The 16088-nt window shown below is 55.7% G+C and carries 18 protein-coding genes and 1 tRNA gene; 13 read left to right on the top strand and 6 right to left on the bottom strand.

Annotation, left to right across the window (positions count from 1 at the left end; all coding sequences use genetic code 11):
- Nucleotides 1–173 precede the first annotated feature (173 nt).
- On the bottom strand, nt 174–1985 hold the full coding sequence (locus tag H9646_RS17090; RefSeq protein WP_191724603.1) for a glutamine--tRNA ligase/YqeY domain fusion protein: 1812 nt from the start codon (nt 1983–1985) through the stop codon (nt 174–176).
- A gap of 155 nt (nt 1986–2140) precedes the next feature.
- On the opposite strand from H9646_RS17090, the gene H9646_RS17085 reads away from it, so the two are divergent.
- From H9646_RS17085 to H9646_RS17055, 7 genes are all read left to right on the top strand, one after another.
- Nucleotides 2141–2479, top strand: coding sequence for a hypothetical protein (locus tag H9646_RS17085; RefSeq protein WP_225214293.1), 339 nt, complete (start codon nt 2141–2143; stop codon nt 2477–2479).
- Between the two features lie 69 nt (nt 2480–2548).
- A complete protein-coding gene (aroQ, locus tag H9646_RS17080; protein ID WP_191724602.1) occupies nt 2549–2995 on the top strand; it encodes a type II 3-dehydroquinate dehydratase in 447 nt (148 codons plus the stop codon).
- Between the two features lie 16 nt (nt 2996–3011).
- Nucleotides 3012–3944, top strand: a complete 933-nt coding sequence (locus tag H9646_RS17075; RefSeq protein WP_318244941.1) for an alpha/beta fold hydrolase — start codon at nt 3012–3014, stop codon at nt 3942–3944.
- A gap of 7 nt (nt 3945–3951) precedes the next feature.
- Nucleotides 3952–4350, top strand: coding sequence for an alternative ribosome rescue aminoacyl-tRNA hydrolase ArfB (arfB, locus tag H9646_RS17070; protein WP_191724601.1), 399 nt, complete (start codon nt 3952–3954; stop codon nt 4348–4350).
- A 76-nt stretch (nt 4351–4426) separates the two neighbouring features.
- Nucleotides 4427–5263, top strand: a complete 837-nt coding sequence (locus H9646_RS17065) for a dioxygenase family protein (protein ID WP_191724600.1) — start codon at nt 4427–4429, stop codon at nt 5261–5263.
- A 99-nt stretch (nt 5264–5362) separates the two neighbouring features.
- Complete coding sequence (locus H9646_RS17060) at nt 5363–6022, top strand: alpha/beta hydrolase (RefSeq protein WP_191724599.1); 660 nt, start codon at nt 5363–5365, stop codon at nt 6020–6022.
- Nucleotides 6023–6169: 147 nt separating this feature from the next.
- Nucleotides 6170–6475, top strand: a complete 306-nt coding sequence (locus H9646_RS17055) for a YdcH family protein (RefSeq protein WP_191724598.1) — start codon at nt 6170–6172, stop codon at nt 6473–6475.
- A 57-nt stretch (nt 6476–6532) separates the two neighbouring features.
- On the opposite strand, the gene H9646_RS17050 is transcribed toward H9646_RS17055, so the two are convergent.
- From H9646_RS17050 to H9646_RS17030, 5 genes are all read right to left on the bottom strand, one after another.
- A complete protein-coding gene (locus tag H9646_RS17050) occupies nt 6533–7372 on the bottom strand; it encodes a M90 family metallopeptidase (protein WP_225214292.1) in 840 nt (279 codons plus the stop codon).
- A 5-nt stretch (nt 7373–7377) separates the two neighbouring features.
- Nucleotides 7378–8175 (bottom strand): UDP-2,3-diacylglucosamine diphosphatase, encoded by a 798-nt coding sequence (locus H9646_RS17045; protein WP_191724596.1) that lies wholly within the window; start codon nt 8173–8175, stop codon nt 7378–7380.
- An 18-nt stretch (nt 8176–8193) separates the two neighbouring features.
- Nucleotides 8194–8721, bottom strand: a complete 528-nt coding sequence (locus H9646_RS17040; protein ID WP_191724595.1) for a peptidylprolyl isomerase — start codon at nt 8719–8721, stop codon at nt 8194–8196.
- Between the two features lie 43 nt (nt 8722–8764).
- The gene (locus H9646_RS17035; protein ID WP_191724594.1) at nt 8765–9349 is read right to left on the bottom strand and encodes a peptidylprolyl isomerase; all 585 of its coding nucleotides are present in this window, start codon (nt 9347–9349) and stop codon (nt 8765–8767) included.
- Nucleotides 9350–9450: 101 nt separating this feature from the next.
- Nucleotides 9451–9978 (bottom strand): tetratricopeptide repeat protein, encoded by a 528-nt coding sequence (locus tag H9646_RS17030; protein WP_191724593.1) that lies wholly within the window; start codon nt 9976–9978, stop codon nt 9451–9453.
- Between the two features lie 193 nt (nt 9979–10171).
- On the opposite strand from H9646_RS17030, the gene cysS reads away from it, so the two are divergent.
- The 6 genes from cysS (at nt 10172) to H9646_RS17000 (ending at nt 15903) form a co-directional block, all read left to right on the top strand.
- Nucleotides 10172–11551, top strand: a complete 1380-nt coding sequence (cysS, locus tag H9646_RS17025) for a cysteine--tRNA ligase (protein WP_191724592.1) — start codon at nt 10172–10174, stop codon at nt 11549–11551.
- Between the two features lie 22 nt (nt 11552–11573).
- On the top strand, nt 11574–12227 hold the full coding sequence (locus H9646_RS17020) for a DNA-3-methyladenine glycosylase family protein (RefSeq protein WP_191724591.1): 654 nt from the start codon (nt 11574–11576) through the stop codon (nt 12225–12227).
- Between the two features lie 49 nt (nt 12228–12276).
- On the top strand, nt 12277–13248 hold the full coding sequence (locus H9646_RS17015; RefSeq protein WP_191724590.1) for an acetyl-CoA carboxylase carboxyltransferase subunit alpha: 972 nt from the start codon (nt 12277–12279) through the stop codon (nt 13246–13248).
- A 195-nt stretch (nt 13249–13443) separates the two neighbouring features.
- Nucleotides 13444–14391, top strand: a complete 948-nt coding sequence (gene tilS, locus H9646_RS17010; RefSeq protein ID WP_191724589.1) for a tRNA lysidine(34) synthetase TilS — start codon at nt 13444–13446, stop codon at nt 14389–14391.
- A gap of 99 nt (nt 14392–14490) precedes the next feature.
- Nucleotides 14491–15756 carry an aspartate kinase gene (locus tag H9646_RS17005; protein WP_191724588.1) on the top strand — a complete coding sequence of 422 codons (1266 nt, stop codon included), beginning with the start codon at nt 14491–14493 and terminating at the stop codon, nt 15754–15756.
- 54 nt (nt 15757–15810) lie between these two features.
- Nucleotides 15811–15903: transfer RNA gene (locus H9646_RS17000), tRNA-Ser, on the top strand.
- Nucleotides 15904–16088 lie beyond the last annotated feature (185 nt).

The following is a 16088-nucleotide window of genomic DNA, read 5'->3' as shown; positions in this document are numbered from 1 at the left end:
GCAAAGAGTGCTTCTCGGGGGAGCGGGTCTTGATCGAGGAGACTGGTCAACGGGCAAACATGGGATTTATGCTGCGCAGGCCGCCAATGCGGCAAGCGCATTGCTATTTTCAGCAAAGAAAAAAGGCTGCATGGTGGCAGCCTTTTAAAAGAGGTGGGATGCGTGTCAGGTGCTTACTTGCCCCACGAATCCTTCAGCCCCGTGATTTTGTTGAACACAGGCTTGTCTGCCGTGTGGTCTTTGCGATCGGCCACAAAGTAGCCAAATCGCTCGAACTGAAACTTGTCATCGGGCTGCGCTGTCTTGAGCGAGGGCTCTACGTAGGCTGTTACCACTTTCAGACTATCTGGGTTCATCAGAGCCAGGTAGTCTTTGCCACCGGCATCTGGCTGCGCATCTGTGAACAGACGGTCGTACAGGCGTACTTCGGCTTGCAAGCCATCACTCACACCCACCCAGGTAATGGCCGCTTTGACCTTCACGGCATCGGCACCGGGTGTGCCGCTTTTGGTATCAGGCACCACGGTAGCCAGCACTTTGGTGATGTTGCCGTCAGCGTCTTTTTCGCAGCCTGTGCACTCGATCACATAGCCGCCCTTCAGACGTACTTTGTTGCCAGGGAAAAGGCGCTTGTAGCCCTTGGGTGGCACTTCGGCAAAGTCTTCGCGTTCAATCCACACTTCACGCCCAATGCTGAAGTGACGTTCGGCCACGGTTTCGCCTTCTGCCGCGTGGGGCAGTGCAGGCAGAGTGCATGGCTCCAAGTGGTCAGCGCTGCCAAAGACTTCAGTCCAGTTGCTCAGCTCCAGCCTCACAGGATCGAGCACCACCATGGCGCGGTGGGCCTTGTTCTCCAGATCTTCACGCAGGCAGCCTTCCAGTGTGGAGTAATCGATCCAGCTGTAGTCTTTGGTCACACCAATGCGTTCGCAGAAGTTGCGGATTGACGCAGGGGTATAGCCACGGCGGCGCAGCCCCACCACGGTCGGCATCCGGGGGTCGTCCCAGCCCGTCAACGTTCCGCTGTCTACCAGGTGCTTGAGCTTGCGCTTGCTCGTGACCACATAGGTCAGATTCAGGCGCGAGAACTCATACTGGCGTGGCTGGGGGGCGTCAATCAAGCCACCTTCCCGCAGATGATTGAGCAGCCAGTCATAGAAGGGGCGCTGGTCTTCAAACTCCAGCGTACAGATTGAGTGGGTGATGTGCTCATACGCATCCTCAATGGGGTGCGCGAACGTGTACATCGGGTAAATGCACCACTGGTTGCCGGTGTTGTGGTGCTCTGCGTGGCGCACGCGGTAAATGGCAGGGTCGCGCAGATTGATGTTGGGGGCTGCCATGTCGATTTTGGCGCGCAGCACCGCAGCACCGTCTGCCAGCTTGCCGTCCTTCATGTCCGCAAAACGCTGCAAATTCTCAGCCACGGAACGATCGCGGTAGGGGCTGTTTACGCCAGGGCGGGTGAAGTCGCCCCGGTTAGTGCGCATGTCTTCGGCCGATTGCTCGTCCACATACGCCAGGCCTTGTTCAATCAGATACACCGCGCAGCGGTACATGAAGTCAAAGTAGTTGCTGGCAAAGTACAGATTGCTATTGCCTTGTGCGTCTTTCCAGTCAAAACCGAGCCATTGCACAGAGTCTTTGATGCTGTCGACGTATTCCTGGTCTTCTTTTTCAGGGTTGGTATCGTCAAAACGCAGATGGCACACGCCACCATAAGCCTGTGCCAGACCAAAGTTCAGGCAAATCGACTTGGCATGACCAATGTGCAGGTAGCCGTTGGGCTCGGGCGGAAAGCGTGTGCGAATCTTGGCCTCATCCACTTGGCCCTTCTGGTGGTGCGCAGCGTCACCGGGTGCTCCGCCCCAATGGCGGCCAGCATAGGTGCCTTTGCTCAAGTCGGCTTCAATGATTTGGCGCAGGAAGTTGGTGGGTTTGACCACTTCCGACGTGTCGTTGTTGGTGTTGGCGGGTGTGCTCATATCTTGTTTATTGTAGGTCGCCTCGCAAGGGGGCGTGGGTTCTGCGGGCGTTGTGCTGAACACCTCTGGATACAAGCTTTTACCGTTGGTATGACATCCATCAAGGGCGCTAGCACGTTGTATAGCGACAACTACCCCATAAAAGGACCCGACACATGAACTTCACGATGACCAAAATGCGCTCAGGCGTGCACCGTGGCTTGGCTGCCGTTGGCCTTTTGGCGGTTTTGACGGCTGGTAACGCTTACGCCGGCAATGTAGGGATTTCGGTTGGCATCCATGTGCCCGGTGCCCCTATGTACTACATGCCTCCTCCGCCGCCACCACCACAGGTGCGGTATTACCAGCCAGCCCCACCGCCGGTGGTGTACTACGCGCCTGCAGCGCCGTATGGTTACTGGGCGCCCGCAGAGCCTCGAAGAGGCTATGGCAAGCATTTCAAGCACCGTGGGTCTAAACACCACCGCCACCACCCACACTACGGCCATCGCTGAACTGTGACTGCGTAGGGGCCATCACGCACCGCATAATTGCGGCTCTTGATGTTTCAAAGAGTTGCTGCAATGACGAAGACCGTATTTGTCTTGAATGGCCCCAACCTCAATTTACTGGGTAGCCGGGAACCTGCGGTGTATGGAGCGCAAACGTTGGCTGACGTGCAAAGCCTGTGTGAGCAAACGTCCGTGCAGAACGGACTGAACCTGCGCTTTCACCAAAGCAACCATGAAGGTCAGTTGATTGACTGGATTCATGAGGCAGGACGCTTGCATGGCAAGGGTGAGCTGGCCGGCTTGGTTTTCAATGCGGGTGCCTACACCCACACCAGTGTTGCACTCATGGATGCCGTCAAGGGCACAGGGGTGCCCATGCTGGAGCTGCACATCAGCAATGTCCATGCGCGCGAAGCGTTTCGCCATCATTCCTACCTGTCGGCTGTGGCGCGTGCGGTGGTATGTGGTTTGGGGGTGCCAGGCTATGCCTTGGCGATCAATGCCGTAGCGCAGTGGTAGGTGAGCAGAGGTGGATGTGACAGAAGATGTATTGCCTACGGCATTGCCGTGGGTTGGCAGCGCTGCTGAATATGCAGCGATAGCCGCAGGCCAGCAGCAAAGTTCAGAGGTCTTACATTGGCAGGACTTGGCTGAACGCGTGGAGCATGCGCATTCAGGTGGGCATACGGTGCTGCACCACTGGCAGCCTACCCAGGCCAACGGCCTGGCTCCGTTGGTGCTGTTTCATGGTGGCAGTGGTAGCTGGACGCATTGGGTACGCAGCATTGGGCCTTTGCTGCAGGCAGGGCACGAAATCTGGGCGGTCGATTTGCCGGGTTTCGGTGCGTCGGATGTGCCTTCGGGCGTGATTGACGCCGATGGCATGCTGGATGTGCTGGCGCAGGTGCTGGCGGTGCAATTTCCCTTGCAGACCGTTCGATTGTTAGGCTTTTCATTTGGAGGCATGACAGCAGGGATGCTGGCTGCGGCTTATCCCCAACTGGTGCAGCAATTGGTCGTGGTGGGAGCTCCTGGAATCGGGTTGACGAACAAGCACCCCTTTAGGCTGAAAGGCTGGCGCCATCTGGATGATCCGCGTGAACAGTTGATCCGACATGTTTTCAATCTGGGTGCTTTGATGCTCAACGACCAGCGTTGCATTGATCGTGACACTGTGGCGCTGCATGTGGCCAATGTGCAGCGCGACAATTTACCGCGCCGCCGTATCTCCAGTACCGATGTGCTTGTGCGTGCGCTGGTACGGGTGCAATGCCCTGTGGCTGCCATTTATGGCGCATGTGATGCGCTGTACCCCGCAGCGCTGGATGAAGTCGAGGCACTGATGGCAGCCAACACACGGCAGTGGCAAGGCATGCAGCGCATTGCCGGTGCCGGACATTGGGTGCAGTACGAAAACCCGCAAGCGTTCCATGCCGCTTTGCTGCCGCTGCTGGCGGCAAAGCGCTAAGTCCCGGATGCGTTGGCGGCTGGAGCCTGATGAAGTCACGTGGACGGCAGTGCGTGCACAGGGTGCGGGTGGGCAGAATGTTAACAAGGTCTCTAGCGCGGTGCATCTGCGCTATGACGTGCAGGCCTCTTGTCTGCCTGACGAAATCAAAGCACGGTTGTTGTCAGTGTCAGACCAGCGGATCACGCAAGATGGTGTGGTGGTGATCAAAGCCCAAAGCTATCGCAATCAAGAGCAGAACCTGCAAGATGCCATGCAGCGTTTGCGGGCATTGATCGGCCAGGCAGCCCATGTTCCCAAAGCGCGCAAAGCTACCAAGCCCACCCGTGCATCACAGCAACGCCGGGTCGATGGAAAAAAACGCGATGGGGCAACCAAGGCCTTGCGTCGTAAAGTTGACGATTGATTGGGTTGGTATTTGAGACAGTGCGTGCTAACGCTGATGGCTAGTCTATTTTTTGAGTCAATCTAAGATGGCTGCTATGGAAAACACTGTCTCTTTAACGACCTCTTTGCACACGGCGGATGCCCGCCGCCTGCCCGTGCTGTTTGTTTCGCATGGCTCCCCCATGTTCGCTTTAGAGGCTGGTGCCACCGGCCCCGTTTTGACGCAATGGGGCAAGGAGTTGCGTGCTCAGTTTCCGCAGCTGCGCGGTATGGTCATCATGTCCCCGCACTGGATGGCGCAGGGTGTGCAGGTCATGAGTAACCCGCAGCCCGCCACATGGCATGACTTTGGTGGTTTTCCACGCGCGCTGTACCAGTTGCAGTATCCAGCGTCAGGCTTTCCTGCTTTGGCGCACGAAGTGCTCGACTTGTTGCAGCAGGCAGGCATTGCTGCAACAGCCGATGCGCAGCGCCCTATGGACCACGGTGCATGGGTGCCGCTGATGCATGTACTGCCTGAAGCTGATGTGCCTGTGGTGCAAGTGGCTTTGCCCGCACATGCGGATGCAAGAGGCGTCTATGCCTTGGGCCGTGCCTTGCAACGTTTGCGAGAGCAAGACGTGCTGATTGTTGCCAGTGGAAGCATGACGCACAATTTGCGCGAGTTTTTTGGCGGTGCGCAGGAGACGGCGGACTATGTGGTGCAGTTCAGCCGCTGGGTGGAAAAGCAGGTGCAAGCAGGTGAGATTGATACCTTGTTTGACTGGCAACTGCGTGCACCCCATGCCTTACGGGCACACCCAAGTGATGAGCACTTTTTGCCTCTGTACTTTGCGTTAGGCGCCGGTGGAGAAAATGCCAAGGCGCACTACCTGAGCCGCGAAGTGATGTACGGCACTCTGGCAATGGATGCGTTTGCCCTGCAAAATTAGTATTTGATAGCTACTAACGCTCTTTGTACAAGCGTTAGAGACTTATTTGACTGGTATTTTTGATGTTGAGTTTGAATCGTTTGAATCGAAAGACAAGAAATGTTGAATCTTCCTTTGGATTACCTGTACCGGCCTGCGCAAGAGGGTGTGCAAAAACCTTGGCTACTGGTGTTGATGCATGGTGTGGGCAGTAATGCCGATGATTTGTTTGGTTTGGCCGATTACGTGCCACCGCCTTTTCATGTTCTCAGTCTGCAGGCCCCAAATCGTATGGGGCCGAATGCCTTTGCCTGGTTCATGTTTTCCGTGAATGCCGATGGCTCTCGCCATATCGATGCCTCACAGGAGCAGCAAAGTCGTACTTTGATTGCGCAAACGGTGACAGCTGCCAGCGCTCAGCTAGGAGTGCCTGCTGACCGTGTCATTGTCGGTGGCTTCAGCCAAGGCGGCATCATGAGCTTGAGTCTGCTGCTGACTCAGCCTGAACTCTTGTCGGGCGTGTGTGTCTGGCACAGCCGGTTGTTGCCAGAGGTGCTGCCTGCACAGGCATCAGCCACGCAGTTGCAAGGCAAACATGCATGGATCAGCCATGGCACGGTGGATAACGTGATTCCATTGGCCAGTGGCCATGCCATTCGTGCTCACCTAGAGGACTTGCCGGTGCAACTGCGCTACCAAGAGTACGCTTGCCAGCACACCATCCACCCGCAGGAGCTGCGCGATAGCATGCAGTGGCTGGCCGAGCAGGCTGGAACTTGAGGTAAATCACTGTCCGGTCGATGCTGCGCCGCAGCACGACTTGCGTGCAGGGTTGTTACAGATGTGTGTCGCTGAACGGGACACAATGGGCTGGCCTGAAGGGCAGTGGCTTAAGCTGCCCAGCCTGTTGTTAACGAAAGGATGGACATGTTTCCTGAATACCGTGACCAGATCGAAGCATTGCGTGCCAGTGATCGCAATTTCAGTCGGCTGTATGACAAGCACTGTGCACTGGACCAAGAGGTTCAGCAGTTGGTGGCCCGTAAAACCAATGATCTGCAAACTGACATTGAGCAGTTGAAAAAACAGAAATTGGCGGTGAAAGAGCAGATTTATGCCTTGCTGCAAAATGCAGCGCCCACGCTGGCGCTGAAGCAATACAAAAACTATCTGAATCAGGAATGGCGTGAAACAGTGGCGCCCACGGCTTACAGAGCCTCTGCAGTGGGGTAGAAATTTTCCAGACCGATAAAAAGGCACCTCGTGGTGCCTTTTTTTATTGGCGTGCCTTTAAATCTGGTGCGCGCCAGGCCGCTGAAACAAGGCATCCAGCAAAGGCGGGAGCGTTGGAAGGGCTTGGGCAAATTGAGCAGGAGCGACCCAGTAGGCTTCGCATGCCACTGCAAAAAACTCTGCAGGATCTGTTGCGCCATAGGCATCCAGCCAAGGAGCTGGCTGCCCAAAGCGCTGGTGGTTGGTCAAGGCCTCACAAAAAGTCTCATAAGCCGCCAGCCAAGTGCTTGACCACATCCGTTGAGCTTGAGCTGATGAAGTGCAGCCCATAAAGCCCGCAGGTAGCGGAGGACAGCCATCTGCTCCGCCATTGGCCATATCCAGCTTGTGCGCAAACTCGTGGATGACCACATTGCTGCCAGCTCCCAAGTGAGGGTGTCCACCTAGTTGAATTGCCGCCCAGCTCAGGGTGACGGGGCCGCGCTCCATGGCTTCTCCCATCAATGCCTCGCTGTAATGGTGGACCACGCCTGCAGCATCAATGGCTGTGCGGCGCGCAATGACGTCGCTGGGGTAAATGATGATGCCGACAAAGTCGTCATACCAGCGCAGTGCCTGCTGTGGTGTTCCCCAGTGAATCAGCAGCACGCAGGCTTGCGCAGCGACTGCCAGCGCCATGGCATCGGTAATTTCGAGGCCGTTGGCACCAGAAAATTGTTTGCGCTGTAAAAAATGCGCGCACAGTGCGCGCAGTTGCAGCAGCTCTTGGGGTGCAAGCTGCTGCAAGAAGGCGTGTTGCTGGAGCGTGGATTGCCACAGAGTGACTGGAATCTCTGGTGGTGCCCCTAGTCTGCCAGGCAAGCTGTGGCACAGCCAGTCAGAGATTTTTTTCCACATGGGCATCAAAACGGCAAGCGCTGCCAGCCTTGCGGCGTAAGGCGCAGAACTTCTGCACGGTGGGTGTGACCATCAATGTGCCAGTCGCTGAGCACAATGCGCGTGCGTGCAGTACCCAGCTTGCTGGGCGCTAGGACATGGTCTGCAGGGCGGTGTGTATGGCCGTGGATGAGCCATTCGGTGTCTGTTGCATCCATCCATCGCAGGGTGGCGAGGGTGTCAACGTCGGCATATTGAGCACCGCTGTCTTTATGCTGTTGGCTTTGTGCGCGCATGGCCTTGCCCAGCGCGCGGCGAGCAGCCAATGGCTGGCTCAGCGTTTGCTGCATCCATTGCGCAGAGCGGCTGATGGCACGAAATTTCTGGTAGTCCACATCATCCAGACACAGCGCATCGCCGTGGCTCAGGAGAATGCGACGCTCACCAAACACCAAGACAGTGGGGTCGCTCAGGCCCGTCATGCCGCAGCGCTGCAAGAATGTATCGCCGACCAAGAAATCACGGTTGCCCACCATGAAAAAGAGAGCGCGGTGCTGGCTGGCTTCTTTCAAAATGGCTGCCGCTTGGGCTTCAAAGCTGCCAGGTTCATCCAGCGTGTCGTCGCCCACCCAGACCTCAAACAAATCACCGAGCATGAACACCGCATCGGCTTGCGTGGTGCGCAGGTAGTTGCGCCAGGCATCTAGCGTACCTGGCTCTGCGGGGTCTAGGTGCAGGTCAGAAATAAATTCGGCCGTGCGCCAGTTCGCAGGAGCCACTAGCTCCTGCGCAGGCAGCACGGCCGTTAAATGGTCGGCAGTCAAGACCTGAGGGCTGCGGGCTTAAATCGCCACAGCCTTGTCGATGATCACGGTATCAAAAGGCACGTCGTCATGGAAGCCCTTGCGAGTTGTACGCACCTTTTTGATGGCGTCCACAATGTCTTCGCCTTTGACAACCTTGCCGAACACAGCGTAGCCCCAGCCTTGGGCTGTGGGTGATGTGTGATTGAGAAAGTCGTTATCAACAGTGTTCAAAAAGAACTGGCCAGTAGCGCTGTGAGGGTCGCTGGTACGTGCCATGGCGATGGTGTACTTGGCGTTCTTCAGACCGTTCTTGGCTTCGTTTTCGATGGGGTCGTTCACGGGCTTTTGCTTCATGTCGGCCGTGAAACCGCCACCTTGGATCATGAAGTTCTTGATCACGCGGTGAAAGATAGTGCCGTTGTAGAAGCCGCTGTTGACGTAGTTCAGGAAGTTTTCGGTCGACTTGGGCGCGTTCTTTGCGTCCAGCTCAAGGGTGATCACGCCTTGGGTGGCGGTGTCAGCAACGTTGATGGTGATGTGCAGCTCAACTTGAGGGTTGCTCATGGCAAAACTTTCTGAAAAGGAAATAAAACAAGCGCCTTGACCATTACTTGATCAGTGCAGCTGAAGTAATGGTGATGGCAGAAGTGGGCACATTTTGGTGCATGCCACGGTTGCCCGTAGGTACTGTGCGTATTTTGTCGATCACTGCCTGGCCTTGAACCACTTTGCCAAACACGGCATAACCGTGGCCATCAGGCTGAGGAGCGTTCAGCATGTCGTTGTTGGCTACATTGATGAAGAACTGCGACGTTGCTGAATTGGGGTTGCCTGTGCGAGCCATGGCAATGGTGTAGCGGTCATTTTTCAGGCCGTTCTTGGCTTCCAGAGCAATGGGTGCACGGTTGGTTTTTTGCTGCATATCGGCAGTGAACCCGCCGCCCTGGATCATGAAGCCGTCAATCACGCGGTGGAAAACAGTGCCTTCGTAGTGTTTATCGGCCACATACTGCAAAAAATTCTCTACAGTTTTTGGGGCTTTTGCCGGGTCAAGTTCCACGACAAATTCACCCATATTGGTGGTGAATTTCACGCGTGGTTTGGCTGCATCTTGTGCCATTACTAGGCCAGAGGTGCTGGTCAGCACAATGCCAGCCAAAGTAAGTGTCAGATTTCTGCGGGACAACGTCATAGCGGTGCTCCTTGCGGTGGTGCAATACAAAATTTTGAAAATAAGAGACCTTTGGCACAGGCCGATGCCCTGTCGGATTCACCACGGGGCCATAGGTTCAATCAACGTGCTGCTGGTTGCAGCATGTCTGTCAGTGTGGACAGCTTGAGTTTGAGTGCGCGGTTGTTGCCGTTGAGCTTGAGAGACTGGTTGTACGAGTCATGTGCCAAGCGGGCGTAGATGTCGCCAAGATTCTCATGCGCGACAGCGTAGTTGGGGTTGTTGCGCACAGCCATCTCTAGCGCGCCGCGTGCCTTGTCAAGCTGGCCTTGGCTGGCGTAAATCACAGCCAAGTTGTTGTAGGGCTCTGGCAGCTCTGGGTATTCCTCAACCAGGGTCTGAAATGTGGTGGTGGCAGCCTCTAAGTCGCCTGCTTTAGATTGGGCGACACCTTTGAGAAAACGCATTTGCGGATCTCTGGGGTTGTTGCTCAAATACTGATCAGCCTTTGCAATAGCTTCTGCAGGCTTGCCCGATTTGGCCAACGCGGCGACATCGTCGTACATATCCGCTTGCGCAACACCCGCGATCAAAAAACCAGACAGAGCCAGCAGGCGCAACATGGATCGAGGATGGAGGTAAGAGGACATGTAGGTGCTTTCCAGAGGCAACAGGAACCTGCCAGCGTGGCGGGCTTATACTGCGCAAGATTGTAGCTGAGGGGGTGTTGACGTTTGGCGTTGGCAGCCCTGTCACAGACCTTGTCCCGGCTACAGCAAGGAGACAGTGTGGCACAAGCAATGTGCTGCCGCTCCCTCCCAATCTTCCGTTTTTTGACACTCCATGAGTTTGCGTATCTACAACACGCTGTCGCGTGCATTGGAGGCTTTTTCGCCGCTGGAAACTGGACATGTACGTATGTATGTGTGCGGTATGACGGTCTACGACCTGTGCCATCTGGGCCATGCACGTTCCATGGTTGCTTTTGATGTGGTGCAGCGCTGGCTGCGCGCCAGCGGCATGCGGGTGACGTATGTGCGCAATATCACGGATATTGACGACAAGATCATCAAGCGAGCCGTTGAAAATGGCGAAACCATTCGTAGCCTGACGGATCGCATGATCGATGCATTGCACCAAGATGCCGATGCGCTGGGTATTGAACGCCCCACGCACGAGCCGCGTGCCACCGACTATGTGCCGCAAATGCTCAAAATGATTGGCACCTTGCAAGACAAGGGGCTGGCCTATCAGGCGGGTAATGGCGATGTGAACTTTGCCGTGCGCAAATTTCCTGGCTATGGCAAGTTGTCAGGTAAGTCGCTCGATGAGTTGCAGGCTGGTGAGCGCGTTGCTGTCCAAGACGGCAAGACCGACCCCTTTGACTTTGTGCTGTGGAAATCCTCCAAGCCCGAGGAGCCTTCAGACGTGAAGTGGCAAAGCCCATTTGGCGAAGGCCGTCCCGGCTGGCACATCGAGTGCTCAGCGATGGGGTGCGAGATGCTAGGTGAGAGCTTTGATATTCATGGTGGTGGCGCTGACTTGCAGTTTCCTCACCATGAAAACGAAATTGCACAAAGCGAAGGCGCCACGGGCAAACCTTTTGCACAAACGTGGATGCACAACGGCTTCATCAATGTTGATAACGAGAAGATGTCCAAGTCCTTGGGTAACTTCTTCACTATCCGTGATGTTCTCAAGGAATACGACGCAGAAACTGTGCGTTTCTTTGTGGTGCGCAGCCATTACCGCAGTCCGCTCAATTATTCGGACGTGCATCTGGACGATGCCCGCAATGCGTTAAAACGCCTGTATACAGCCTTGAGTTTGGTCACGCCGGTGGCAGTGCAAATCGATTGGTCAGAGCCCCATGCTGCGCGCTTTAAGGCCGCCATGGATGAGGACTTTGGCACGCCTGAAGCGGTGGCTGTGCTGTTCGAGCTGGCGGGTGAAGTCAATCGCACGCAGTCTCCCGCAGTGGCTGGCTTGCTCAAAGCGCTGGGTGCATGCTTGGGCTTGCTGCAAGACGATCCGCAAAAATTCTTGCAAGCTGGCGCAGCAGGCGTTGATGCTGCGGCTATCGAGGCGCAGATTGCTGCGCGCGCTACAGCCAAAGCTGAAAAGAACTGGGAGCAAGCGGATCGCATTCGCAAGGCGCTGCTGGAGCAGGGCATTGTGCTCAAGGATTCGTCTGCAGGAACAACGTGGGAGGCCGCTCAGTAACCACTGAGTGCGTGTGTTTTTGATGTCACCCACTCTCAAAGAATTACCCCTGCCACCAGCGCATGCGCCGGTGTATTGGGCTGAGGCGTGCAAACATCTGGTCAAAAAAGACCGGGTGATGCGTCGCCTCATTCCGCAATTCAGTGCGGAGGCGCTGCAAACACGTGGTGATCCGTTCATCACGCTGGCGCGCTCCATTGTGGGTCAGCAGGTTTCAGTGAAGTCTGCAACATCCATCTGGAAGCGTTTCAGTGCTTTGCTGCAAGCGATGACTCCGGCCAATGTGTTACTGCTGAAAGTCGACGACATGCGCGGCGCAGGCTTGTCTGCCCGCAAAGTGGACTATCTGGTGGACTTGGCACTGCACTTCACGGAAAACCGCTTGCATGTGCAAGAGTGGGAGCAGATGGATGATGAACTCATCATTGCTGAGCTCACTGCTATTCGTGGCATCGGTCGCTGGACGGCCGAAATGTTCCTGATCTTTTATCTGCTGCGGCCCAACGTTTTACCTCTGGATGACGTGGGCTTGCTCAAGGGCATTAGCCAGAGCTATTTCTCGGATGATCCTGTGAGTCGCAGTGAAGCCCGAGAAGTGGCCGAGGCCTGGAAACCTTGGTGCACCGTGGCAACTTGGTATATTTGGCGCTCGCTCGATCCGCAGCTTGAGGCCTGATGAAGAATTTCTAGGCCCCATCGCGCAGGCCGGGACAAGGAGAAACAACTTGGCGAAAAAAACCTTTCTGGACTTTGAACAGCCTATTGCTGAGCTCGAAGCCAAAATCGAAGAGCTGCGTTATGTGCAGACGGAAAATGCGGTGGACATCTCGGAAGAGATCGACCAACTGAGCAAAAAGAGCGGCCAGCTCACCAAGGACATCTACAGTGATCTGACCCCCTGGCAGATCACCAAGATTGCGCGCCATCCTGAGCGCCCTTACACGCTGGACTATGTGCGCGAGTGCTTTACCGACTTTGTCGAGATGCACGGCGACCGCCACTTTGCCGATGACAAATCCATTGTGGGTGGCTTGGCGCGTTTTAACGGCCAGCCTTGCATGATCATTGGTCACCAAAAGGGCCGTGACACCAAAGAGCGTGCAATGCGCAACTTTGGCATGACCAAGCCCGAGGGCTACCGCAAGGCGCTGCGCCTGATGAAGACGGCTGAGAAGTTCAAGCTGCCTGTGTTCACGTTTGTGGATACGCCCGGCGCTTTCCCTGGAATTGATGCCGAAGAACGCAGCCAGTCCGAGGCCATTGGTCGCAACATCTTTGAGATGGCGCAGCTGCAAACCCCCATCATCACTACCGTGATCGGTGAAGGTGGCTCTGGCGGTGCACTGGCAATTTCGGTGGCTGACCAAGTGCTGATGCTGCAATACTCGGTGTACTCCGTAATCAGCCCTGAAGGCTGTGCTTCCATTTTGTGGAAAACCGGCGAAAAAGCCGAGCTGGCCGCAGATGCCATGGGCATCACTGCACACCGCCTGAAGGCGCTGGGCTTGGTCGACAAAATTGTGAACGAGCCAGTGGGGGGGGCTCAGCGTGACCACAAGCATATGGGCAGCCTGCTCAAGCGTGCCCTGGCTGATGCATGGCGCCAGCTGTCAGACCTGAAGCCCAAAGAATTGCAAGACCGTCGTTATGAGCGTCTGCAAAGCTATGGTCGTTTCAACGATACGAAGGTCAGCTAATGCTCTGTGGTTTGCTTGGCAAGCCGCAGTATCAGCACAGAAATGGTCCTGCGGGACCATTTCTGTTATGTGAGAGATTTTTTGTATATTGATAGCTGCTTGCGCTTATGTACAAAGACTTTTAAATATATTTCATATTGAAAGTATTGCTGTGCAAGCGTTAATAGCTACTAAGTTTGAAAGGCGGAAGGGGTGATGACGGTTTCGGTTGATCACTCCATTCAAGCCTTTGCGCCTGTATTGCCTTTGGTGGTGGCTTACAGCGGGGGTGCAGATTCCACCGCCTTACTGCATGCCTGTGCCCGGCGCTGGCCGGGTCAGGTGTACGCCATTCATGTCCATCACGGGCTGCAGGCTGCTGCAGATACTTTTGAAGCGCACTGCCGCGCGGTGTGCGCGCAGCTTCACGTGCCTTTGTCGGTCGTGCATGTAGATGCGCGCCACCAAGCAGGGCAAAGCCCTGAAGACGCTGCGCGCCGCCATCGCTACAGCGCATTGATTGCGCATGCGCGCCAGGCTTTTGCCGAGCCCATGGCGAGTATTGCGCTGGCCCAGCATGCTGATGACCAGGTGGAGACCATGCTGCTGGCTTTGTCGCGGGGGGCGGGTGTCGCTGGTCTGGCCGCCATGCCATCACATTGGCAGCGAGAGGGGCTGGATTGGTATCGCCCATTGCTGGGGGTGGATGCAGCGAATATTCGTGCTTGGCTAAAAGTGCAAGCCATTGCCTGGGTGGAAGACCCAACCAATGCCGATCCGAGTTACACGCGCAACCGCATTCGCTTGCAATTGCTGCCCATGCTGGAGCAAGTCTTCCCCCAGTTTCGTGACACTTTTTCCCGCAGCAGTGCCCACGCTGCGCAAGCCAAGCGCTTGCTGCAGGACCTGGCACAGCTGGATTTGCAGTCTGTGGGCGTACCGCCTGTAATTAAAGCACTGCAGCAGCTTAGTGAAGAGCGCCAGGCCAATGTGTTGCGCCATTGGTTGCTGCAGTACCACCAAGTCACGCCCTCGGCCGCACAGTTGCAGGAGCTGCTGCGGCAAATCAGCGCCTGTCATACGCGAGGCCACCAAATCCGTATCAAGGTGGGCTACGGGTTTGCCGTAAGGGTTGGGGGCAAGCTCGGTTGGTACAATCCCTGAGTTTTGGTCCCAATCATTGAGTACGAAAACCGGCGGCGCGCCAAAACACGTTTCATCCAACAGCGCCGTGGCAAGCAGTTTCGTCACCCTACATATCCAATGGCACTGATCGTTCATAAATACGGCGGCACCTCAATGGGCTCTCCAGAGCGCATTCGCAATGTTGCCAAGCGTGTGGCCAAGTGGGCTCGGGCAGGCCACCAAATGGTGGTTGTACCCAGCGCCATGAGTGGCGAAACCAATCGTCTGCTGGGTCTGGCCAGTGAATTGGCACCCAGCCAAGCCAAGTCTTCGTACTACCGTGAGCTGGACATGTTGGCGTCTACGGGCGAGCAGGCATCGTCGGCACTGCTGGCGATTGCACTGCAGTCTGAGGGCATGGACGCCATCAGCTACGCAGGCTGGCAAGTGCCTGTGCGCACCGACAGCAGCTACACCAAGGCGCGCATTGAATCGATTGATGACGTCCGTGTGCGTGGCGATCTGGATGCCGGCCGCGTGGTCATCATTACCGGCTTTCAAGGTATTGATCCGCAAGGCAATGTCACCACGCTGGGGCGTGGCGGCTCTGACACCTCTGCAGTGGCAATTGCCGCAGCCTTGAAGGCCAATGAGTGCCTGATCTATACCGACGTAGACGGTGTTTACACCACAGACCCCCGCGTGGTGCCTGCTGCCAAGCGCTTGGGGACGGTCAGTTTTGAAGAAATGCTGGAGATGGCCAGCCTGGGCTCCAAGGTGCTGCAGATCCGCTCCGTGGAATTTGCTGGCAAGTACAAAGTTCCTATGCGGGTGCTCTCAAGCTTCACGCCCTGGGATATCGATTTGGACGAAGAAGCCAAGTCCGGCACGCTGATTACTTTTGAGGAAGACGAGAAAATGGAAAAAGCCGTTGTTTCTGGCATCGCATTCAACCGTGGCGAAGCCAAGATCTCCGTGCTCGGCGTGCCCGACACCCCTGGCATTGCTGCTGGCATCTTGGGCCCTGTGGCTGATGCCAATATTGAAGTTGACGTCATCATTCAGAACATCTCTAAAGATGGAAAGACTGATTTCTCTTTTACAGTCAATCAGGGTGACTACCAGCGTGCTCTGGAATTGCTGCGCGACAAGGTTGCTCCAGCGTTGGGTGCCTCTGAAGTTGTGGGTAACCAGAATATTGCCAAAGTCAGCATTGTTGGCATCGGTATGCGCAGTCATGTCGGTGTTGCATCGACGATGTTCCGCACGCTGAGTCAGGAAGGCGTGAACATTCAAATGATCTCTACCTCCGAGATCAAGACTTCCGTTGTGATTGATGAGAAGTACCTGGAGCTGGCTGTGCGCTCTCTGCACACGGCATTTGGTTTGGACAAAAGCGAATAATTTTCGCGTTTTCCAAAAAGTAGTCAAAAAAGCTGCTTACAATAGCGTCATTCTGGAAACGTGACCGAGTGGCCGAAGGTGCTCCCCTGCTAAGGGAGTATGGGGTGTAGAGCCTCATCGAGGGTTCGAATCCCTCCGTTTCCGCCAGATGCAACGAAGAAGCTCGCAAGAGCTTCTTCGTTTTCTGGGTGAGATGAAGGAGGAAAATTCCTTTTTATCTCAAGGGTAAAAGATTGTGGTATCATTGATGTCCTTGCTGATCGCAGCGAGGTTAAGTTCCAAGAAGAGATTTTTGGGATGTTTCTTTAAAAAGATACAGCCGATAAGCGTGG

This window comes from Comamonas avium (genome assembly GCF_014836675.1).
GTDB lineage: Bacteria > Pseudomonadota > Gammaproteobacteria > Burkholderiales > Burkholderiaceae_C > Comamonas > Comamonas avium.
This window is presented reverse-complemented; position numbering and strand designations above follow the sequence as displayed.